General features: G+C 59.3%; 20 protein-coding genes and 1 pseudogene. 10 read left to right on the top strand and 11 right to left on the bottom strand.

The window, feature by feature from the left end; translation table 11 throughout:
• Positions 1 to 3 precede the first annotated feature (3 nt).
• From CSC94_RS18840 to CSC94_RS18810, 7 genes are all read right to left on the bottom strand, one after another.
• On the bottom strand, positions 4 to 1,242 hold the full coding sequence (locus CSC94_RS18840; RefSeq protein ID WP_099307931.1) for a Tm-1-like ATP-binding domain-containing protein: 1,239 nt from the start codon (positions 1,240 to 1,242) through the stop codon (positions 4 to 6).
• A gap of 21 nt (positions 1,243 to 1,263) precedes the next feature.
• The gene (locus CSC94_RS18835; RefSeq protein ID WP_099307930.1) at positions 1,264 to 3,744 is read right to left on the bottom strand and encodes an FAD-dependent oxidoreductase; all 2,481 of its coding nucleotides are present in this window, start codon (positions 3,742 to 3,744) and stop codon (positions 1,264 to 1,266) included.
• Positions 3,741 to 4,694, bottom strand: a complete 954-nt coding sequence (locus tag CSC94_RS18830; RefSeq protein ID WP_099307929.1) for a phosphotransferase enzyme family protein — start codon at positions 4,692 to 4,694, stop codon at positions 3,741 to 3,743. Before CSC94_RS18830 ends, CSC94_RS18835 begins: the two co-directional genes overlap by 4 nt.
• Positions 4,687 to 5,985, bottom strand: coding sequence for an aminotransferase class III-fold pyridoxal phosphate-dependent enzyme (locus CSC94_RS18825; protein ID WP_099307928.1), 1,299 nt, complete (start codon positions 5,983 to 5,985; stop codon positions 4,687 to 4,689). Before CSC94_RS18825 ends, CSC94_RS18830 begins: the two co-directional genes overlap by 8 nt.
• Before the next feature lie 20 nt (positions 5,986 to 6,005).
• Positions 6,006 to 7,490 (bottom strand): tripartite tricarboxylate transporter permease, encoded by a 1,485-nt coding sequence (locus CSC94_RS18820; RefSeq protein ID WP_099307927.1) that lies wholly within the window; start codon positions 7,488 to 7,490, stop codon positions 6,006 to 6,008.
• Complete coding sequence (locus CSC94_RS18815) at positions 7,487 to 8,068, bottom strand: tripartite tricarboxylate transporter TctB family protein (protein ID WP_099307926.1); 582 nt, start codon at positions 8,066 to 8,068, stop codon at positions 7,487 to 7,489. Before CSC94_RS18815 ends, CSC94_RS18820 begins: the two co-directional genes overlap by 4 nt.
• 80 nt (positions 8,069 to 8,148) lie before the next feature.
• Positions 8,149 to 9,084: a tripartite tricarboxylate transporter substrate binding protein gene (locus CSC94_RS18810; RefSeq protein ID WP_099307925.1), complete on the bottom strand. Its 936-nt coding sequence runs from the start codon at positions 9,082 to 9,084 to the stop codon at positions 8,149 to 8,151.
• Between the two features lie 101 nt (positions 9,085 to 9,185).
• Here CSC94_RS18810 and CSC94_RS18805 point away from each other — a divergent pair, with 101 nt between their 5' ends.
• A complete protein-coding gene (locus CSC94_RS18805; protein WP_099307924.1) occupies positions 9,186 to 9,989 on the top strand; it encodes an IclR family transcriptional regulator in 804 nt (267 codons plus the stop codon).
• Between the two features lie 241 nt (positions 9,990 to 10,230).
• Here CSC94_RS18805 and CSC94_RS18800 read toward each other — a convergent pair whose 3' ends face one another.
• Positions 10,231 to 10,953, bottom strand: coding sequence for a hypothetical protein (locus CSC94_RS18800; RefSeq protein WP_099307923.1), 723 nt, complete (start codon positions 10,951 to 10,953; stop codon positions 10,231 to 10,233).
• A 373-nt stretch (positions 10,954 to 11,326) separates the two neighbouring features.
• Here CSC94_RS18800 and CSC94_RS18795 point away from each other — a divergent pair, with 373 nt between their 5' ends.
• On the top strand, positions 11,327 to 14,089 hold the full coding sequence (locus CSC94_RS18795; protein WP_099307922.1) for an FG-GAP repeat protein: 2,763 nt from the start codon (positions 11,327 to 11,329) through the stop codon (positions 14,087 to 14,089).
• Between the two features lie 491 nt (positions 14,090 to 14,580).
• Here the strand turns inward: CSC94_RS18795 and CSC94_RS25070 are convergent, their stop codons facing one another.
• Positions 14,581 to 14,736: a hypothetical protein gene (locus tag CSC94_RS25070; RefSeq protein ID WP_245408414.1), complete on the bottom strand. Its 156-nt coding sequence runs from the start codon at positions 14,734 to 14,736 to the stop codon at positions 14,581 to 14,583.
• A gap of 345 nt (positions 14,737 to 15,081) precedes the next feature.
• Here CSC94_RS25070 and CSC94_RS18785 point away from each other — a divergent pair, with 345 nt between their 5' ends.
• A complete protein-coding gene (locus CSC94_RS18785; protein ID WP_099307920.1) occupies positions 15,082 to 15,813 on the top strand; it encodes a hypothetical protein in 732 nt (243 codons plus the stop codon).
• Between the two features lie 460 nt (positions 15,814 to 16,273).
• Positions 16,274 to 16,990, top strand: a complete 717-nt coding sequence (locus CSC94_RS18780) for a DUF932 domain-containing protein (protein ID WP_099307919.1) — start codon at positions 16,274 to 16,276, stop codon at positions 16,988 to 16,990.
• 535 nt (positions 16,991 to 17,525) lie between these two features.
• Here the strand turns inward: CSC94_RS18780 and CSC94_RS18770 are convergent.
• A complete protein-coding gene (locus CSC94_RS18770; RefSeq protein WP_099307917.1) occupies positions 17,526 to 18,041 on the bottom strand; it encodes a hypothetical protein in 516 nt (171 codons plus the stop codon).
• Between the two features lie 280 nt (positions 18,042 to 18,321).
• Here CSC94_RS18770 and CSC94_RS18765 point away from each other — a divergent pair, with 280 nt between their 5' ends.
• From CSC94_RS18765 to CSC94_RS24290, 6 genes are all read left to right on the top strand, one after another.
• The gene (locus CSC94_RS18765) at positions 18,322 to 19,128 is read left to right on the top strand and encodes a CHC2 zinc finger domain-containing protein (protein ID WP_133122930.1); all 807 of its coding nucleotides are present in this window, start codon (positions 18,322 to 18,324) and stop codon (positions 19,126 to 19,128) included.
• 235 nt (positions 19,129 to 19,363) lie between these two features.
• A complete protein-coding gene (locus tag CSC94_RS18760) occupies positions 19,364 to 19,576 on the top strand; it encodes a hypothetical protein (protein ID WP_099307915.1) in 213 nt (70 codons plus the stop codon).
• Between the two features lie 43 nt (positions 19,577 to 19,619).
• On the top strand, positions 19,620 to 19,946 hold the full coding sequence (locus CSC94_RS24295) for a hypothetical protein (protein WP_133122929.1): 327 nt from the start codon (positions 19,620 to 19,622) through the stop codon (positions 19,944 to 19,946).
• Between the two features lie 164 nt (positions 19,947 to 20,110).
• On the top strand, positions 20,111 to 20,431 hold the full coding sequence (locus tag CSC94_RS18755) for a DUF736 domain-containing protein (RefSeq protein ID WP_099307914.1): 321 nt from the start codon (positions 20,111 to 20,113) through the stop codon (positions 20,429 to 20,431).
• Between the two features lie 190 nt (positions 20,432 to 20,621).
• Positions 20,622 to 20,978: a DUF3768 domain-containing protein gene (locus tag CSC94_RS18750; protein WP_099307913.1), complete on the top strand. Its 357-nt coding sequence runs from the start codon at positions 20,622 to 20,624 to the stop codon at positions 20,976 to 20,978.
• On the top strand, positions 20,978 to 21,463 hold the full coding sequence (locus CSC94_RS24290; RefSeq protein WP_133122928.1) for a hypothetical protein: 486 nt from the start codon (positions 20,978 to 20,980) through the stop codon (positions 21,461 to 21,463). Before CSC94_RS18750 ends, CSC94_RS24290 begins: the two co-directional genes overlap by 1 nt.
• 114 nt (positions 21,464 to 21,577) lie before the next feature.
• On the opposite strand, the pseudogene CSC94_RS18740 reads toward CSC94_RS24290, so the two are convergent.
• Positions 21,578 to 21,972 (bottom strand): annotated as a pseudogene (locus CSC94_RS18740) (DDE-type integrase/transposase/recombinase); the annotation flags it as partial.
• Positions 21,973 to 22,091: the final 119 nt, after the last annotated feature.

The raw sequence follows: 22,091 nt of genomic DNA, 5'->3' as shown, positions 1-22,091 counted from the left end.
CCGTCAGCCTTTGGTCATCTGGATGGTACCGTCGGCGATCCAGCCGTCGATGATCTCAAGCACGCGGGCCGAAAACGCCTCGTCGTTGATATGGCAATCCAGAACCGAAAGTTGGATCGGATCGGTCATTTCAGCGCGGTAGCCTTCGACCATCTCGGCCAGGGCCGCCGGGTCATGCGCGGGCATGCCTTCGGTGTCCCAGGCGTGAACGCCTTCGGTCGGCAGCACGAAATGAACCGGGCCGGTCGCGGTTTTCAACCGCCGCGCCACCTCGGCCGCCAAATCCCGACGCTCTGCCCCGGTGAGTGAGGCCGACGCGATCAGCCGGTTATGCGCGTGATAGGGGCGGTCGCGGAAACGCTCGGGCACCGGCGCCCAGGTGGGAAAGTCGATCATGTCGCCAAAGCCCGGCGCGGCAATGATGGGCGTGCCGCGCTTGCCCGCTGCCGTCATGCGGTTGGCCCCGGCATTCACCACCGATCCGACCATGATATTGCCGATCTCGGCGACGGCCAGTTCCAGCATGCAGGCGAAATACCCTTGTTCCGCAAGGCTTTCCATCGCCATGCCGCCCATGCCCGTGCCGTGAAACACCGCCACGGAAAAGCCCCGGTCAACAAGCGGTTGGCGCAGGTGGACCATGTACTTCAGTGCCGAGGAGCCAAAGCTCATCATGCCAATGACTGGCTGGTCGGGCTTGGGCGGAACCACCGCCAGCGCCGCGCCATAGACCGCCCCCGCCGCTTGGCTGAGCGTGGCCATGCAGATGTCGTTCAGCCCGTAAAGCCCACCGGCCCAGAGGATCATCTGGATATCCGCCGACAGCCTCTCCGCCGGGATCAGCGGAGAAAAGGCCACGGTCGAAACAACATATTTCGGCACGCCGATCGGCAGGGCGCGGGCACAGTCGAGCGCAAGGTCGGTGCCCATTGTGCCGCCGAGCGCGATCATGCCGTCGATCCGTCCTTCCGCATGAAGCTGGGCCGTCAGCCTTGCCGATCCCGCCGCCATGATCTGCATGGCATGGTTTTCATCGCCTGCGTCAATGGCGTCCTGAATGGTCTTGCCCGCCGCCGCCGCAACATCGTGTTTCGAGATCGCGACGGGGCGGGAGGGATCGCCAAGCACGCTGACATCCATCTCGATCACCGAGCCGCCCATGGAACGGATCGTCTCGGCGACGAAGTTCAATTCCGGGTCCTTGGTGTCATAGGTCCCGATGATCAGGATGGTTTTTTGCATGGTTCCTCCGCCTTGCAAGGTTTAGCCGCGCATGATCCGGCCTTCGGGGTCAAGGAAGGGCCCTAGCTGCACCCGTATCGGATAGTGCGTCCCGGCGATCTGGGCGGTAAAGCCGCCATCTTCGATCCAGGCTTTGGTGACCCCCGCATCGCGATGCAGCGAGGCAAGGCCCACCATGGCCCCCAGTCGCCAGCCCCAACCGCCCGACGTGACATGCCCGACAATTTCGCCATCGCGCCAGATCGGTTCGTTATGGATGAGGTAGGGACCAGCCTCGGCCGTGGCCCCTTCGACCAGTATCGCGACGGTCCGGTGATGGGTGGCAGCCCCTTGTTCGGCCTTTTGCTTGGCCAGCACGGCCTTACCCACGAAATCGCCCTTGTCGAGCTTCACCGCGAAGCCAAGCCCGGTCTCATAGGGCGTGTCCTCTTCGCCGATGTCATGGCCAAAGTGGCGGAAGGCCTTTTCCAACCGGCAGGCGCCTAGTGCGAACATGCCCGCAAGACGCAGGCCTTCGGGTTTGCCAACCGCCATCATTGCCTCGTAGACATGGGCGGAGAACTCGGTCGGCATCAGCAGTTCATAGCCCAATTCGCCAAGAAAGGATCGCCGGATCGCCCAGACGCGCGCATGGCCAAGGTCGATCTCGCGCGCCGCGCCAAACGGGAAGGCGGCGTTTGACAGGTCATCCGAGGAGATCGCCTGAAGAATCCCACGCGATTTCGGCCCGTGAATCGTAATCAGGCCATAGGCCGACGTGGCATCAAAGATCTCGAACTGCCACTCGGGTTTGGCATGGTCGCGGATCAGCGCCTGATCGCGGATCTGGCTGGGGTGGCCGGTGACGACCAAAAATTGCTGGGGCGCAAGGCGGGTCACGGTCACATCGGCCTCGATCCCCCCCTTTTCGTTCAGGAATTGGGTATAGACCGAGGTGCCCACGGCCACATCCATCTCCGCCCCGGAAACGAAGTTCAGCGCATGAACGGCATCCGGCCCCTGAACGATGATCTTGGCATACATCGACTGGTCGATGATCACCGCCGCCTCGGCCGCAGCCCTGGATTCCGCGGCCACAAAGAGCGACCAATCCTGCCAGCCAATGCTGGGCCGGTCAGGCCAGCCCTTGCCTGACGGATCGAAATACATCGGCACTTCCCAGCCGATGCGTTCCGCCATCACCGCGCCTTCGGCGATCAGCTTGTCATGCAGCGGCACCCGCCGGATACCGCGCGCCGAGGCGATCTGACGGCCAGGCCATTGCAGCCCGTAGTGAAAGCCGATGGATTCCTCGGCCCTGTCGGCATTATAGGCACGGTTCATCTGGAAGGGGTGCGCGCGGGCGGTCAGCATCGAACCCACGGCGCGTACCGGCATGCCGTCGGTCATCCAGGCGGCCATGGTCAGGCCAAATCCGCCACCGTTCAGGATGCCGTTCGAGTTCATCCCCGCCGCGATGAAAAGCCCCGGCATTTCCGGTGCCGGCCCCAGATAGGGGCGGCCATCTGGGGTAAAGCTTTCCGGCCCGTTGAAGAAGGTACGGATGCCGGTCGTCTCAAGGAAGGGGAACCGCGCAAAGGCGCGTTCGAGCATGGGCGAAACATGGTCCATGTCGAAGGGCAATTCGTCGAACTCGAAGCTCTCGGGGATGCCCTCGCGGCCCCAGGCCTTGCCCTGTGCCTCGAACCCACCGATCAGGAGCTTGCCCGCGTCTTCCTTGGTATAGAGCCGTTCTTCCGCCACGACCAGGCCGGGAGTTGCCCGCGACAGGCCCTCTAAAGGCTCGGTGACGATGTAGAAATGTTCGGTCGCGTGCAGCGGCACCGTCACGCCGTGGGCGGCGGCAAAGCGCGAGGTCCACATGCCGCCAGCGAGCAGCACTTTCTCGGTGGCAATCACGCCGCGGTCGGTCTCCACGCCGCAGACCCGGCCGTTGCGGGTCAGGATGCGCGTGGCCGCCGTATGTTCCAGCACCTGCGCGCCGCGCGACCGCGCCCCTTTAGCCAACGCCTGGGTGACATCCAGCGGGTTCACCTGCCCGTTTGAGGGTACGTAAAAACCACCCAGCACATCATCGATCTGCAGATGGGGGTAAATTTCTGCTACCTCTTCAGGGCGCAAGAGATGGCTTTCAATGCCCATCCGGCCCGCGTGGTCATGGTTGCGGCTTAGCTGTTTCTGCCGCAGGCCAGACAGGGCCACATGCAGCGTTCCGTTTTGCTTGTAACCGGTGCCCTGACCGGTTTCGATTTCCAATTCCGTGAACAACCGCGCGGTATAGCGCGAAAGCTCTGTCTGCCCGGCACTTTCCCGCAACTGCCCGACAATGCCCGCCGCATGCCATGTTGTGCCGGAAGCGATGGTCTTGCGTTCCAGAAGGACGGCCGAATTCACCCCCTTTTTCGCAAGGTGATAAAGCGTCGAAACACCGATGATCCCGCCCCCGATGACGACGACATCGGCGCTTGTGGGAACGGCCGGGAGGGGAGCGGATTGGGTCATGCGGGTTTTCCTTGAATGGAATCCAGATAGGCCAGGGCGCGCGCTTCGGCCTCGGCGATAAAGCGGGTTGAACGGGCGGGGGACCCGGGTTCGTTGAGGCGGGAAATGACCCAGCCGACATAGGTCATGGCGCGCAAGGCCCGGAACAGGGGCAGCGCCGTGATGTCGAGCGGACGTGTCGAAAGATATCCGCTCAGAAAGGTCTGGCTTGTCGCACCGCTCGGGTCATGCCGGTCAAATCGGTTGGTGGTGGTGGCAAGATCGAACAGCCGATAGCCAAAGCCGCCGTCGTCAAAGTCGATCAGATAGACGGCATCTTTCGCCACAAGGACGTTTTCCGGCACCGCGTCGGCATGGATCAGGCCATAGTCGGGATCAGCACCAAGGGTGGCAAGATCACGGGCAGCGCGGTCTTTGAACTCGACAAAGAGTTTGACCTGTTCGGCGGTCAGGTCCGGGTTTTCCCAGAACCGGTCCCACAGCGGCGAAGAGCCGATCAAGCCCGCAGCATCCCAATGCGGACGGGTGAAACCCTCGGGCTTTTGCCAGTTGTCGGACAGATCATGCAAATGCGCCAGGGTCCCGCCGATATGGCGGGCGCAATCGGTCGGATCAGCTGCCGCATTCCACTGGCCATTCGCCATCAGGGGCTGGGCATCGAGAAAGGTCAGCATGTCCACAAGCTGCCCCTTCACCTCGACGCAGCGCGCGCCCGCCCGGGTCGGAATGGGCTGCGGTACCGGCACCCCGGAGCGAGTCAATTCTGCCATCCAGTCAAGTTCCGAAGTCAGCTCTGCCTGACTGCGATAGCCCAGCCGATGCAGGCGCAGCACCAGCGGGCGATCAGGAGTCTCCACCCGGAACACCTGGTTTTCCCGCTCGGCGATAAGGGTGGTGGGGCAGTGTTGCAGGCCCCATGCGGCCAACGCCTGACGAACCAGCTCAGGCATCGGGGGCTCCCAACTCGCCCAGAACCTCGTCCAGAAGGCCAAGAAGGTGGTCGGCGTTGGCGATGGAAAACGGCATGGGCGGGCGGATTTTCAGAGTGTTGTAATGGATGCCCAAGCGGTTCAGCAGGACGCCGCGGCGCCGCATTTCGTTGGCCACACGGGCAACATAATCGGCCGCGGGGGCCTTGGTGGCGCGGTCAGTCACGATCTCGGCCCCGAAAAACAAGCCATAGCCGCGCACATCGCCGATCCAGTCGTATTTCCCGGCCAATTTTTCCAGCCCTGCCTTGGCATGGGCACCAACCACCCTTGCATTGGCCTGCAGGCCTTCAGCCTCGATCACATCCAGCACAGCCGATGCCGCGGCAGCCGAGACCGGGTTGCCGCCAAAGGTGTTGAAATAGCGAAAAGACTTGCGGAAGGCCGCCATGATGTCCGGCCGCGTCACCACGGCGGCGACCGGGTGGCCATTGCCCATGGGCTTGCCCATCGTCACCACGTCGGGCACCGCCCCGATGCGCTGGTGCCCCCAGAACCGTTCACCATTGCGGCCAAAGCCAGGTTGCACCTCATCTGCAATGAAGATGCCCCCTGCCGCCCGCACTTCGGCCAAGGCCGGTTCCAGCCAACCCGGTTCCAGTGCCGGGAAGCCTTCGTTCAGGAAGGCGGGGCAGAGTATGATCCCGGCAAAGCCGTGGCCGGAGGCTTCCAGATCATCGATCTCCGCCCGCACGGCGACGGCAAACGCCCGTGCATGGGCCTCTCCCCCTTCACCGCCCAAGGGGCGATAGCTGTCGGGTGCGGGCACATGGCGGACATGGCTGCCATCGCCGGTGGCCGGGATGTTGGTGCGCGAAAGCTGCGACACGGCGGTCGTATTGCCATGATAGGTGTGGTCGGTGGCAATCACACCCCGCTTGCCCGTCACCGCCTCGGCCATCCGCAATGCGATATCATTGGCCTCGGACCCGGTGCACACCATGATCGCGGTTGAAAGATCATCCTCAAATGTGGCTGTCAGCCGCTCGACATAATCCAGAATGCCCTCGTGCAGATAGCGCGTATGAGTGTTCAGTGTTGCGGCCTGCCGGCAGATTGCCTCGACCACATGGGGGTGGCAATGGCCGACATGTGGAACATTGTTGTAGCAATCCAGATACTTGCGCCCATCGGCGTCCCAGACCCAGACCCCCTCACCGCGCACCAGATGCACCGGTTCATCATAAAAGGTCGAGACGTTGGGTCCCAGGAGACGGGCGCGGCGGGCAAGAATTTCGGCTATGCTGGCCAATGCGGCCTCCTGCAATGGGGTTAGCGGGCTTTTGCCTGGCGCAGATGGTTCCACGAGAAAACCACGACGGCAGCGATGGCAAGGCCAAGGAAGGTGGCGGCGATGGGACGGGCGAGGAAGATCGTCGGATCGCCCGACGAGATGCTGAGCGACTGTTTCACCCGCCCTTCCAGCATCGGACCAAGCACCAGCCCGACAACCATGGGAAAGGCCGGGATGCCGTTTTTCAGCATGAAGCGCCCGATCACGGCAAAGACCAGCGTGAACAAGGCGTCGGACACGCGGAAGTTCTGGGTATAGGTGCCGATGAAGCCCAGGATCATGATCGAGGCCCCGATCACCCGCGGGGTGATGGACGACAGCTTGACCACATATTTCGTGAAGATCAGAAGCAGGATCATCACGAAAATATTGAGCAGAAACAGTGAGATATAGAGACCCGAGATGAAGTCCGCATGTTCGGCGAACAATTGCGGGCCGGGGATGATGTTGTGGATCATGAACACGGCCAGAAGCATCGCCATCAAGGGATCGGCGGGGATGCCCAGCGACAACAGCGGCACCAGCACGGTCGAGGTGCAGGCGTTGATCGACACTTCCGAGGCAACCAGACCCTCGGGCGAACCCTTGCCGAATTCCTCGGGCTTCTTCGAAAAGCGCCGCGCCAGCGAATAGGACAGAAATTGCGCGCCGAACTCTCCCACGCCGGGCAAGAGGCCCATCACCAGGCCGAGGAAGCTTGAGCGGATCACGGTGGCGCGGTATTTGAATACCTCGAACAGCCCCGCGAAGCGGCCGGCGCTGCGCAGGTCTTCGGGAACCTTGGGCGGCGATTTGGTTTCCAGAAGGACAAAGGCCTGACTGATGGCGAAAAGGCCGATGACCATGGGAACCATGGGAATGCCACCAGTCAGCCAACCCTGCCCGAAGGTATAACGCAGGGTGTGGTGTGGACTTTCAAAACCGACCGTGCCCAGGAATGCCCCGATGGCAAAGGTCAGGATCGCACCTTGAATGTTCTGATGATGCGCCAGGATGACCGAGACGGTTGCCAGGAGCATGACCATGGCAAATTCGGGCGGGCCGAATTTCGCGGCCACATTGGCCATGAAGGGGGCAAGGAACACCAGCGCCAATACCGAAAGGATGCCACCGACAAAGGACGAGGAATACGCCAGAGACAACGCCCGCATCGGCTGGCCCTTTTGCGCCAGCGGATAGCCGTCATAGGTGGTCAGCACATTGACCGGCGTACCCGGAACGCGGATCAGGATGGCCGGAATGGCTCCGCCATACCACGCCCCGCCATAACACCCCAGAAGCAAGATAATACCCGGCAAAGGCTGCATCGTCAGAGAAAAGGGTAGCGCGATGGCCATGGCACCCGCAGGCTCCATCCCCGGCACCGCGCCCACTAGAATTCCGGCCATGGCCCCGATCAGAAGTGCGGCAATCACCTGCCATTGGGCCACTTCCTGAAAGCCCAGTAGAACAGCATCGATCACAGATATTCTCCCAGGCTATTGCCGACCCAGTCGGGGAAGAGCTGCATGACGGGCGGAAGCGGGAACCAGATCCCAAGGCCAACCCGGAAGGCCAGAACAATGGCTGCGACGACGGCAAGGCCAACCAGCACCCACCGGGTCCCACGCAGGCCCGAGACATATAGCAGCGCCTGCATGAAAATCAGCGAGGCCAGGGTGAAGCCGACAACAGACACGCCGCCGATGTAGAGCAGGAACCCGCCGGCATAGATCATCGCCCGGCCCATGCCATCGAAAGCCAGCCGTGCTTTTTGCGAGAATGACGGATTGCTGCGTTCGCGCAGATAGGCACGCAGCGGCCCAAGCCCCCCGATCAGACCGGTCAAAAGGGTGACAAACGGCCAGGACCATGGCTCTTGCACCCAGCCCAGATCGCGTTTGCCCGGAGACGTCGCAAGGGGCAGAGCGGCCAGCGCCAAAAGGGCAAAACCCCAGAAAAGCGCGGTGGCAAGGTGGCTGGCTTCGGGGATGATCTCATCCTCAAAAGCCTCGGCATCTGCATCCGCAATTGTCGGGACGTGGTCGATGTGATCGGTCATCTGCGCCTCTCCAGGTTGAACGAAACCGCGTGCGGCCCGCACCGGGCCGCACGGCTTTCAGCTCTTTCTGAAAAAGGGGATCACTTCTTCATCTTGGCAAAGAGCTCTTTCACCGACTCATAATCGGCGTTGATCCGGGCCTGGGCTTCGGCAGCGCCCTGCCAATAGACCTCTGCACCGGTGGTTTCGGCAATCTGCTTAGCGCCATCGGATTGCATTGCACGTTCGATAATACCGGCAAGCTTGTCCTTCACCTCTTGCGGGGTGCCTTTGGGTACGAAAATGCCCGACCAAAGGGTAAAGGTCGCACCTGTCATCTGGTCGCTCAGCAAGGGCGCATCCGGGAAAACCGACAGCGGCTTTTCGGTATAGGCGGCCAGAACCTTGATATCGTCCTTGCAAGCCAGGATTAGCGCTACAGTCGTATTGATGACGTCAGCATCGCCGTTGGCGAGCGTGGTGCAATCCGTCATATCATAGCCTGTTTCGGTGCTGAATTCGAAGCCCAGCTGACGGGCGGCCTCGAACGTCTGCTGGGCAGGGATCGTCTCGAACCCGAAATGCCCAAAGCTGACCGGATTGTCTTTGGCATAGGCAGCCAGTTCGGCCAGATTGTTGTAGGGCGCGTCCTTGCGGGCGGCCAGCATGAAGGGGAAGTTCAAGTTCAGCCCTATGACTTCCATGTCTTCGCGCGCATAGGGCGCAATGCCAAGCACCGGATAGCTGGTGGGAATGTCGATCAGGAAGCTGCCGATCGTATAGCCGTCGGCGGGCGATGACAGCACCGAAGCCGCCCCTTCCAGACCATAACCACCGGGACGGTTCACCACCTTGGCCGGAACGCCGGTTTCCTTGGTGAATTCTTCAGCGATGACGCGCAGGAGCTGGTCATCCACGTCACCTGCCGGCCAGGGTTCGATGATCGACACCGGACGCTCGGGATATTCCGCCATGGCCATGGTGGACGTGCTTACCGAGGCCATCAGGAGGACGGCCGCACCGATTATTTTCTTCATCTTGATCTCCCATTGTGTTTCATTATTATCAACTGTATTGACTTTATTGTTACCTTGATGCTAGACGCTGTCAAGAATTCATTGTGGGGGGACGTCAAGCCATGGAAGCCGCCGCGCCCAAGCGCGCCCAGTCGATGAAGACGATCGACAAGGCCATGAAATTGCTGAATCTGTTCACGACAGAGACACCGGAGTTTCGCCTTGTCGACATCGCAAGGGCGTCGGGTCTTGATAAGGTGACTGCGATGCGTGTGCTCAATTCGCTCGCGTCAGGCGGACTGCTGGAGCAGCATCCCGAGACAAGGAAATACCGTCTGGGAACGGCAATTCTGCGTCTGGCGCGGATCCGCGAGACGTCATTCCCGATGATATCGACCCTGCAACCCATCGTCGACCGGCTGTCGGAAGAAACGGGCGAGTCCGGTCACGCCTCTCTGGCTTCTGACGCGGGGCTGACCACAATCGCTTTGTGTGAACCCAACCGGTCGACCCGTGTCTGGATTGACCCGACGCAGGTCCTGCCATTTCACGCAACTGCCTCAGGAATCGTCTATCTGGCGCATCTGCCGCCGGAAGAAGCGGCGTCTCTCCTCGCCCTGACCTCAGATCGGCGCTACACTGATGAAACGGCTTCCGGCGATGAGTTGCGACGGCGCATACAAGAGGCGCGGAAACTTGGCTATGCACGGTCCTTCGGCGGATTCGAGGTTGACACGGCAGGCTTCGCGGCACCGGTGTTCGACTGGCACGGCAAGGTCATAGCAACCATGGGCCTCGCCTGCGTCAGAAGCCGTTTGGATGAGGCCAATGACGGCCACCTCATCAAGGCTGTCGTCTCGGCCGCAAGCGCGGCCACACGCGCCTTTGGAGGAAGAAGTCCAGGCAATGCACCGGTAGCCGTATAAAAACGTTCCCCGGCTGTGTTCTGGAAAACATACATGTCGGGAATTGCACCTCGTTTGCCAACAGTCCGCTTGCAGCCGTTGATCGATGAGGCGATGAACGTCACCTGTGGGCCGTTAGGGAAAAAGCGGATCGCAAGATTCAATGTCCGCTTTACCCGTTATCGCCACCGAGGGCAGACCGTCTCCTCACGGCCCCTTATAGGCCAGCCGCGTCGCGTCTTGGGAGCAGCGAAGAGCTCTCTCACTGAACGGACATTGGTCGCAGCATTTCGTCGGTGTCGAGTTTGATCGCGCTACGCCAGAGCGGGGTCTTGAACACATGACACACTTGGTTGCCAACGTTGTCTTCACGCGTCTCCACTAGCAATCCCGCCCATTCGAGCGGTCGAAGAACGCAAGATGAAAACACTGTCAACTCTTGCCATCCTGCAGTGTGCCAATCTTGTGGCTCGCCGTAGAAGGTTTTGAACAAGGCAGCCTCGGTCGTACCATGATCGGCCTCGACGTTGATCACGTTCATCCACACGTCCCATTTTCCGACGGGTCGTTCTTCGAAGCGTGCATGGGAAGCGTGATCAATCTGGAGCACAAAGTAGGGGATCAACTCTGCAAACAGCTGGCCAGGGGCTTGTGCCAGCTCCTTGCCACGCTTGGTCAGCCGAAACTCATCCTTGATGTGACGTGCCAGGCGCAGCGAAATCAGCAGGAAATGAAGAACCTCAATCGGGGGAAACTCGTACTCATTGATCACCTTGTTGTAGCGGAACATCTCGTCTGCGCTCTTCCCTGGCCAGTCGAAATGTTCGACGGCAAAATGGACGAAGACGCGCTTGAAGGCTTTGGTTTTGGTCAGACCGATTGATCCGTGTTTCTGCGCATATTGCAGGGTCAGGAGCGCGCCCCGAAGTAGCGGAGAAAACGCGAGGTCGGGATGGTCATCGGCAAGTGTTCGGAACTCAAACATGAGATGAAGCTGCCACAGACCGTGCTACAGTTCCATGATTTCCCCACAGTCCAAATGCACTGGCCCTGTCATGTTTCAACCACAGCACTCAGAAGTTAAGCGATTTCGGTTTCTGCCCAATTTCATTGCTGCGCAACTTCAGCGTTGAGTCCGCGACGGACATTCATTTGCAGACACAACGCGCCACCAACTCTCTGATCTCTTTTGTTATTGACAAGCTCTATACGGTACCGAATATTTCGTTTGGGTCTGATGTCTGCGTTCAAGATGGTGCTGGCCGTCGCGTTTTTTGTGGCGGTTTATTTGGGTTAGACCTTCTTGTTTCCCTCTCGCCAGGGAGGGTTGAGTTGGTCCGTTGTTCTGGAAGCCCACCATGCCGTATTTCAGATGGTCCTTAAGCGCAGTCGTGCTGACTGGCTTGTTTGCTTTCGCAGCTTTCCTCCCTTCCAATTCATCCCGAGCCGCGAACATTTCGCCGCCCGATGGCGATATCATCGGCGCCGTATTGGCTGGACCGCTTGCCGAATGGGACAAAGTGGAAGACACAGAAATTGGCGGGGCTGGCGCCAAGACCCTTGCCGATCTGCCTGAAAAGACGAGCAACACGTTTCTAGACCTCATCCAGGCGGATCGATACACAGCGAAGCCGGTTGACCTGCCTTCCGAAGCGGAAGGAGAATTTGAAGCCGACAACCCGGATCAGGGCTATCGGACGCTGTTCGGCCAGGACGGCGTTTCGATCCATCCAAGAGGGCTTCAGACATCCTTTGGCATGAAGATTTCCGGGTGGGGTTACGGTGAAGACCTTCAGCCGCTTCCAGCAGCGAGTCCTAAGGAAGACGGCATTCGTGTCGAATATGTCCGTGGGCCTGTGACGGAATGGTATGTCAACCGCAAGTCCGGGCTGGAACAGGGCTTCACGCTGGCCGAACCGCCGGCGTCTTCCGGTTCCGATGAAGGTGCGCCGTTCAATGTCGAACTGGCGCTGAACGGAGCGCTGACGCCAAGTCTCGCCAACAACATCCTGACGCTGACCGGCACGGATAACGAAACCGGCAAGCCGGTCCGGCTCACTTATGGCGGGTTGAAGGTTTGGGATGCGACGGGCCGCATACTGCCGTCGCAGATGCAGCTTGACGATGCCAGACTGACCCTCTCGGTCGAGGACACCAACGCCGTCTATCCGGTCACGATCGATCCGGTGGTCACTAATGAGCAGCAGAAGCTGACGGCTTCCGATGCGGGGGCGAATGATTTATTCGGTTATTCTGTGGCGATCTCGGGATATACAGTGGTGGTCGGGGCTCATGCGGATGGCGATGGCGGAAGCTATTCTGGTTCGGCTTATGTGTTCGTGCGCAGCGGGACGAGTTGGGCTCAGCAGGCCAAATTGACGGCTTCCGATGCGACGGCATACGATACGTTCGGTTGGTCGGTTGCGATCTCGGGCGACACGGTGGTGGTTGGCGCTAATGCGGACGACGATGGCGGCAGCGGTTCCGGCTCGGCCTATGTGTTCGTCAGGAGCGGAACTAGCTGGAGCCAGCAAGCCAAACTGAGGGCTTCCGATGCGGCGACAGATGACCAGTTTGGTTGGTCGGTTGCGATCGCCGGTAATACGGCGGTGGTGGGCACGTATTCCACCTCGGCAAGCTCTGCATATGTGTTTGTGCGCAGTGGAACGACCTGGTCAGAGCAGCAGAAACTTGCGCCTTTGGTTGGTACATATGGAGATCTTTTTGGCTCTGCGGTTGCGATCTCAGGCGATACGGTTGTCGTGGGCGCGTACGGAGACGACATTTTGAGCCTTGATGAAGGCTCTGCCTATGTTTTCGTAAGGGATGGAACGAATTGGAGCCAGCAAGCCAAACTGAGGGCTTCCGATGCGGCAACAGAGGACCAGTTCGGGATTTCGGTCGCGATCTCAGACGATACAGTGGTGGTTGGTGCGTGGGCTGATGGTGACGGCGGCTATCGTTCCGGGTCAGCCTATGTTTTTGCACGAAACGTTACAACTTGGAGCCAGCAAACCAAGCTAGTAGCATCCGATGCTGCCGAATTGGATCAGTTTGGTTGGTCGGTAGGGATCTCCGGGGACAGGCTGGTTGTAGGAGCGCTTGGGGATAGTGACGCTGGCACCAATTCGGGCTCGGCATATGTTTTCGAACGTAGTAGCACAAGCTGGGAGGAGAAGCATAAGCTGCTAGCTTCGGATGCCGAACAATTTGACACGTTTGGCTATTCGGTCGCAATATTCGGCGGCACGACAATTGTTGGTGCGTTTTATGATGACAATACAGGTGGAATTGATGCGGGTTCGGCTTACGTATTTTCGAGTTTGCCGCAGACCTTTATCGTCGCTTCCGTCTTGCCTAACGCTAGGGCGATGCAGACTGGCGCCGGGCCAGTAACCGCCTTTTCCACTATCCTCAATGCCGGTGCGAATACAGCCCTCGATTGTTCGTTTGGTCTGCCGGACGGCGCGCCAGCGGGAATATCCTCCTTCCTTTACCAAACAACCGACATCAGCAATGCGCCGACTGGGTCGCCCAATACACCGGTTGATATACCAACATCGGGAGCCCAAGGCTTCTATTTCGCCATCGATGCCAATGCAGCAGTGAGCGAGAATTTGGCTCTAGTTTTTGATTGCGCCAACGCCGACCCGGTCCAAATACTTTGGGGTGTCAACACGTTTGCTTTCACGGCATCGTCTTTGCCCCTTCCTGACATGGTGGCGATTGTCTCCACGCTCAACAACGACGGCTACATCACCATTCCAGCTTCGGGCACGGCTGCCCAGAACATCGCCGCTGCCGCCGTCGTAAACATCGGTGCTACCGGTGCTGTTACAGTTCAGGTCACCGAACAGGCCGACAACGGGCCGGACCCGAACATGGCAGCCAACCTTCTCATCTGCGAAACGAACAGCAGCGGGGCGTGCATCTCCAGTTATGCCCCCTCGTTAAACATCACGGCGACCAATGGCGAGACCCGCTTCTTCCAGATTCTCGCTATCGGCACCGGCGGTGCCATTGCCGACGACCCCGCCATTAACCGCGCCCATCTCTACTTCCGATCGGGCGCCGATGTAGTCGGCGCGACCAGCGTCGCGGTGAGGCGGGCGGCAGAGTAGGACACAAAGCGAGGCCATAGTGGCCACCGCCTGTTGCTTGCCTCTGGCAGCAAGTCGATGCTCTCGGAACGAATGTCCGCTTTGTCCGCATTGCCGACAATTGCTCCCTGGAAATGCTGCAAGAAGCACGCATGGCAGGAATGCGAAAGGTGCGTCGCGACATGACCGACCTGACGGAAGTCCGCATAGGGCCGAAAGCGCCAATGCATTTTATGAATTCGAATGGCCGCTTTTCTCGAAAGCTGGACGAAACCAGCTAGTCTCCCCACAGCCCCGAAGCTGCCCTGCGAAAATGCGTTCTCAATTCTGCCTTTGTTGGTCTCGGTCAATTGCAGGATCAAGCCCGTGAATCGCCAAAGACAGATGGGTTCTTCGATTATGCGAGCCGCAATCAATGTGCACTTGGGCCTGCAACGCTTGCAAGCCGCCAGAAAGCAACCGGAAACAGCCTTTTCCAAAGCAACGATCTAAACGTGTCGTTGGTACCCGACTTAATCGGCTGCTACGCTCAAGAGCCTTCGCACGGCATCGTGCGGATCAAATCCAATGGCTTCAGCCAGATCAAGCAGCTCGACCACATCGACCCGACGCTGGCCAGTCTCGATGCTGGCGATGAATGATTGGGGGCGTTTGAGTCTCGCCGACATTTCGTGCTGTGTGAGGCCCGCTCGCTCTCGCTGCTCGACGATGAAGCTCCGCAAGGCTTCGTGACGTGGCCGACCAAGTGTTCGAGGCATGCCCGACCTCCGATTTGGTAGTTGGCAGCCTCAATACGTTCACTGGGTGTTTAGTCGAAAATCAACTAACCGACTTGCGTCATTAGTGGAATATCAACTAGGATTCACCCGTGACGTTCGAACAGAGGATACTTCAATGAGCATTGTTCTGGCATTTAGCGGTGGCGGCAAAGGATAAGTCGCCGAACCCTCGTCTTTCAGAGGGCTGTGGATTGTGGCGCACTTCCAATCGGGAAGTGCGCCATAATTGTAGGAATGGTCAATGGATGGGAAAGGGTCTATGAAATCGTCGCGGGAAATGCGTTGGCGGCATTTGTTGCCTTTTTCGCCCTGATTGCCGCTGCGATCGCCGCTTACGCCGGCGACCAAATCCGATCCGGCACCTATTGGGCGCTCAAGCCCGTCTCGCGACAACTACCCTGGAATCGCGGATCAGATGCTCCGAACTCGTCTGGCGAGCTGTCTTCGGTCTTTACCCTGGTTCAGTTGTTTCTATTCGACGCCTCAGGCTGTCGAGCCCGATATCGAAAGACGACATTCTTCGTCGCACATCACACCACGACGACTTACCAGGAAGCGGTGACCGCGGAGCATGTTGCGGCGGGCTTTGTCACGATGTGCGGCACGATCGTCGACACCGTTGTGGAACGTGGCTTTTATGTCTCGCAGATCAATCTTGGCAGCTCGGTCAGCTGCGGTGAGCATTTCGCGAATGTGTATTCGGCCGACCTGCTTGGCTCGTTCACACGCCCGCATGAGCACTGGACGCAGGAATTCACCTATCCGACTGGACACCTCATCCTTCAAGTCCACTTCCCAGCGGAGCGCCCCCCGAAATTGATTGCGTCAAAGATCGTCGAAGGCGCAACTGAGAAACCAGCCGACACGTCGGCTCGCATCATCAACCTGTACAGTCAAAAGTCGATCGTGTGGGATATCGCCAAGCCCAAACCGCATCAGGCGCTCAAGCTCGAATGGACCTGGTAGGTGTACAGCCCTTCATCGCTACTTCCAGGACATAATCTCAACCGCAGCCTCCTATAGTTTTCCCGTAAGCCATCGGGATCTTCACTGGCTTTGGAGCCCCCATCGCGACCGGCATTTAACCTATGGCTGCCTCCACAAGGTTGCATCCCGATATCTGACTGTCCGTTCCCAACGCCATTGCGTTAGTTCGATGGCTGGCAGCATAAGGCCGCGGTCAGCACCATCCCGGCGGCCACATAACATTCGAACTCTTGCATTGCGTTGGCGTTTGCGACGGCAACTTCCTAACCCACCGATCCCGGCTTCTGTCAAAATTGAATGGGGGAAAGGGGCACGGGTTCCGGACACCGAGCCGCCGGTCGATTTCATCCGGTTTATCCACCTCGAAGCCGCGCCGGCTCTGTCCGGCGCGGTAGAATGAATGGGTATCCAATCCGTTCTTTGAAACAGGAGGAATCCGATGACACTCATGCTCCACTGCGGAGCGGAGGAGGTTCCCTATGAACACCTCCGCATGGTCGAAACACCACCGGCCACCAAGTCGCATGTCCCGATCCCGCATCACCGCGTCGTTGACCTGGTCCGCCACACATTGTCCTTCTACGGTCACGAGGTGACCGAGGAGCACTACGGCCTGACGGACGACGGTCTGCGTTTCTTCGGCCTGCTATCGCTGCGCAGCCAGTACGGTGACTACGAAGACACGGTTGGCTTGCGCAACTCGAACGACAAGAAGTTCCCGGTCGGCATTTCCTTCGGCAGTCGCGTCTTCGTCTGTGACAATCTCGCTTTCATCGGCGAGAACACGGTCATGCGCCGGCATACCGTGAATGCTGTCAGGGACCTGCCATCACTCATCATGCAGATCATCGAGCCGCTTGCCGATCAAAGGGAGGCGCAGCATCGCTGCTTCACGACCTATCGAAACACGCCTCTGACCGACGCGATGGCGGATCACGGGATCATGGAAATGTACCGAAGCGGCATCATCAACGTCCAAAGGATCGCCGATGTCGCAACCCAGTGGGAGACCCCGGATTTCGATTGGGGAGACCGCTCCGCCTACCGGCTCTTCAACGCGGCAACCCATGCCCTTGAAGGCCGCATCGCCGAGAACCCGGCAACCGCCGCCCAACTGCACAAGTTGATCGACGGCATCTGCGAACGCGTTCATTGAAGACTACCAAGCCCTCGAACCCGGGGGCTTGTTTTTTATCTGAAGTGGAATCCGCTGCGGACAGGGTAGGGGGATACGATCGTTCCGCCTGTATCCCCATGGCCTATCCTCATACAGCGAAACACATAGCTGACCAGGGGGAAACATTTGCCGGCCTATCGAACCGTGACTTCATCTTCATCATCCTTGTTTTTCTGATGAAGTTGACCCTACCTGGGTCTCTCGCGCGTGATGCTGTTGCGCTCGACGCGCACATCTTCGTTCCGGTCGTCAACGACGGTTGCCTCTAACATTTTCGACAGAACACCTGACGAGAGAAACGCCCTCGTGGCGGCTTCGGTTGCTGACAGCTTCAAGGCACCCTGGGGCTAAGGGGTCATGCCTGCCAGGACACTGTTTGGACGCTTTTCAGGCATTCGCCATTGCGTACCGATCGACTGCCTGCAGCCCGTTTCACAATCTGCCTTACAGAAAATGGAATGCCGACGCCCAATCCTGTCGGGCATCGGCACGGTAGTCAGGGTTCTGCGCAGCTCTATCGTGGCACGCCGAAAGAGGCCCCATGGATGCCGCCTTCGAGACATGCCTTCACGAAGCTGAACTGATCCTCCGGGAATTGCCCGGTTCGCTTTTCATGGAGCTTCTGGCCGACAATGTCGGCGAACAGGATACGCCGCCACCGTTTTGTCATGGCGTTGTCGCCGTAGATCGCGACGAGGTGGCAGTGCTGCATCCGGAACGTGTCATATTCTCCGCGCACGGTGAATTCGTGGGCTCCCTTCCAATGACACCAGTCATGCCAGGCGCGGAAGTGGAAGTTGACCTCCGGATCGCCGAAAATCGTGCGGTCAGATCCACCGGAATAGACGACGTAGCGCTTCCCCGATTCAAACAGCGCCTTGAGCTTCTCGTAGGTATCGGGCGCATCCTCGGCGACATCGAAACCAGCAGGGAAGAGCCGGTTGGCAATCATCATGGCTGCGACGTTCAGTTCGTGATCGAGAATGCGGGTCTGGTACCAGGTCCAGTCGGTTTGCTTGGTCGGATCCATGGCTGTCCTCCTTTCCATGAAGGACATCCCAGTTATCAGCAGGAACTGTTCCGGTAACCGTGCGCTATACGCAGCCATGGTGTCGGATGACACCCGGCGGTACGCCATGTTCATTGATCACATTTGCGTTACATATTGATATTTATGCCGGTTTTGTCTCAACGCCTCTGATTTGACATCGCGGGGATCCGTGGTCCGGCGACCTTTGCAGCCATGGCCATGATAGACTGAACCCAGACCAATCCGGTTCCTTGAAATCCAATCATTGCAGGAGGCGACCATGCCATTCGTGGACTTCGCCGCGCTCAAGCAGCGCGTGCGGATTGAAGGTGTATTGCCCGACCTCGGGCTGGAAATGAAACAATCCGGCGGGCAATGGCGCGGGCCATGCCCGGCTTGCAGGAGCGGCGGCCCGAGAGCGCTGGTGGTCACGCCAGCCAAATCGGCCTTCTACTGTTTCGGTGGACGGACGGGTGGTGATGTGATCGCGCTCGTGTCCCATATCCGCGGCCTTTCGATGAAAGCGGCAGCTGAAGACCTTTCCCGCAGGACGGGGGAGGGAAGCGGCTCGCAGGATGAGAACGGCGGAAATGCTGGCGGTTTGACAGTTCCCCGGGAGAGGACGAAGGAGGCCGTCAGAAGCCTCCAGCCTCTGACCTATCTTGAGGTCGAGCACGAAGCGGTGCAGGCACTCGGCCTGTCTCCGCAGACCTGCACGGACTTTGGCGCCGGCTATGCGCCGAAGGGGATCATGCGCGGGCGGCTGACCATCCCTGTTCATGATCGCAGCGGAACGCTGGTGGCCTATTGCGGTCAGACCGTAAAGGCTGAAAGTCCGGCGCTGATCTTTCCCAATGGCTTCAAGCCCTGGGACATCATCTTCAACGCCCATGCGCTGGAAGCGCTCCCAAGCGGGGAAGAGGGGGAATTGTTCCTCGCTCGTGATCCGCTGGAAGTCATGCTGGCTGCCGAGAACGGTATCACGAATGTCGTCAGCTTTCTGACCGACAGCATCCGACCGGAGCAACTGGAAATGCTCTCCGGCCTGATGGATACGCTTGGCTGCGAGCATCTGCACATGGCGTAGGGGAGGGGAGACCCTTCGACAGACAAAACCCTCCGGACAGGATCCGGAGGGTTTTTTGCTTTTTAGTATTTGGTCCGCGTCGACGGATGACCATCCGGGTCTTTCTCAATATCAGAGAACCCGATGGGCTCGAGTCTGATTGTTATCCGATCAAGCCGTCGCCATGCCAGTCAAAGCTTCAGGTCACCGCATTCGCCGAATATAGGCATGTGTGCTAGAATTCAAACTGCAATCCATGCAAACGACATCCATCGACATCCTGAATATGCTGGTCGACGCCGGTATCGACCGCGACAAGGCCGAGCCATTGGCACGCGAGATTTTGACGCGCACCGAAGCGCGCGAGACGCTGGCAACCAAGTCGGATCTTTGGCGCGTTGCGCTCACGCAGACCGGCATGACCGTCGGCGCGATCGGCGTGCTGCTGGCGCTGTTCCAGGCGATCTGATCCGACCGAATCTTGTCGAGATCCAGACAAGGATCTGGCTTTGTTGAGCCCTTCCCTGGCGTTTGGGTCGCAAAACAGATCTTGTGCGACCCTTGGGGAGGGCGCGTTTCTTGGCGCCTCGGTCCTTCCCGAGCTGATCACCATAGCTCTGCTGCGTCTTCCCTGCCGGCTTGAAAATTTGCTGCTGCTCTGGGCGGCCGCTTTGGCTGATGTGAAGCGAACGATTCCGTTTTGTTCGCTGGTTTGGATTTCAAGTCTGGACCATCGTGCCGGCATTGTTGTTGCCGATGCGGCCGATGGGTCGATCCAGTTGCTGTGCCGTCGGCAGCATCAGCAAGCCTCGCGTTCCTGCGCCGCTTCCCTTCCTTAGGCCTGCGTCCGATCATCATTTCCAGCAAACTTGACAGCTGGCCGTTTCTATTGCGCAGCCGAAACAGGCCTCGCGGGCATGGTAGGCTGATAACAGCCAGTTCCTTGGCAGTTCCCAACCACTTCCCTTCCCACGTGATCTTCCATCAAAAGGAGGCGAAAGCCATGCCTGCAATTGGTCGTGTGACAAGACAAGCCGACGGTACCTTCAAGGGCCAGCTCTCCACGCTGTCCATTCGTGCCAACATCCTCTTTCTCCCGAAGCGCAAGTCCGCTGAAAACCAGCCCGACTTCCAGATCATGGCCGGCGATATCGAGATCGGGGCCGCCTGGTGGCGGACCGCCATTTCCAGCGGCAACGAATACCTGTCGATCTCCTTCGCGGTGCCGGAGTTCGGCAACCGGACCCTCTACGCCAATCTCGGCCGGCCCGCCGGATCCGACAGCGAGGACGATTTCGTGATCATCTGGAATCCCCAGGATTGACGGAATGGGGCCTCGGTGCCGTTCACTAGTTCCGATGCCAGGTCCAACATGGATGCGCTGTTCCAGCTGGAATTGCGCATCCTTTTTCTGTTTCCGGCTGGTCGGGAATCCCCTGAGCCACTTCCCTGTCCCCTCCCGGCCGACGCGCCCGAATGGTTCGGACGCGGCAAACGGGAAAGGACAATCCATCATGACTGAAACCGGCGAAAACAGGACTACCACAATCCGGGACCTCAACGACCGGATGCGCAAGCGCGATCCGATGGTTCCTGGACGCATGCTGATGACCGTCGGAGTTCAGGCCCTGCTCGACGGCGATGAACTGAAAACGGCAGCCCTGCTGAAAGCGATTTCCGACGACGATCGCTTTGATGCTGACAATGATCCCTATGGCGAGCATGACTTGGGCGCTTTCGCCTTTGACGGCCAGAAGCTGTTCTGGAAGATCGATGCCTATGCGCCCGACATGCTGCATGGCTCCGAGGATCCGGCCGACATCACGAAAACCGTTCGCGTGCTGACCATCATGCTGGCGGAGGAATACTGATGGCATATCCGGAGGCGGGGAATACACCGTCAGATGCCACCGGCCATCCTCAGGAGGACTCCGGGCTGCCTGAACGCAGCTTGTCGCCGGAGCGAGCGGCACTTGGGGACGGGGACAAGTCGCAACCGCAGGAGCCGTCAGGGCGTCCGTCCAACAAGCCGCTCACCGAGGCCGACAGGATCGAGGTGTTCAGGATTGCCACTCGTTCTTTGGTCAGACGATATTCCAAACAGATGGAAAATGGCATGACCGACGAGGAGCTCACCGCCGCGCTTGAAATCGCGCTCGGTATCTTCGGGGGTTCCGGCAGCCTTTCTCGGCTTTCTGTCGCTCATACCGCGTCAGGACTCCGTATCTGGGGTGGCTGGCACATCGTCAATCATGTCGCCGAGACGCCGCTCTTTGCCGGCAGGCGCACCATCGAAACCGCTCGCGCCATCTACACGATCAAGAACCCGGGCGATCGTCAGTTCAACCTGTTCTGACCATTTCCCCGCTCCAATAATGGAGTGGGGTATTTCTTTCTTCGCGCGGCACCGGGGCGGCCCGGGACGCCTTGACACGATGCGCGTTCCGGCACTCGCGCCATAGGATTAGGTGACCGGCGTGAAGCAGGGCGTCAGATTGAGCGCCTTGGCAAACAGCCTCGTGTCCCGCGCTGTATAGGCCGAGCCATTGGCCGAGAGATGCTCGATAGCATTTGGGCACGGGGTGCGCCGAAGCGTTTCTCGACAGCCTCCACCATCATGTCGCGGACATTGAAGCCGGAGATGCCTGCATTGACGACCACCGTCCAGGCGATGATCTCGTGGTCGAAGGCGTCGATGGTGAAAGCGAGGCGAACGACCTCGGCGTTCCACTAGGTGAACTCCAGCCCATCGGAGCACCAGCGCAAATTGGAGCGCATGACCATGACCTTGCCGTCGCGGATTCGGCCCTTGCGAACAGCCGTGTGCTTCTCCAGCAGCATGGCATGGTTGCCCATGATGCGATGATGGCCTGCTGCCGGTTTCGTGGACACGAAGATAAGATCGTGACCAAGGAACTGGAGAGTGGATATGACGAGACGGAAGTTCAGCCGCGAGTTCAAGATCGAGGCGGTGAAGCTGGTAA

Source organism: Zhengella mangrovi, assembly GCF_002727065.1.
In the GTDB taxonomy this organism is placed as follows: Bacteria; Pseudomonadota; Alphaproteobacteria; order Rhizobiales; family Rhizobiaceae; genus Zhengella; species Zhengella mangrovi.
The sequence above is the reverse complement of the archived record's forward strand: the minus strand, read 5'-3'. Positions and strand labels throughout refer to the sequence as shown.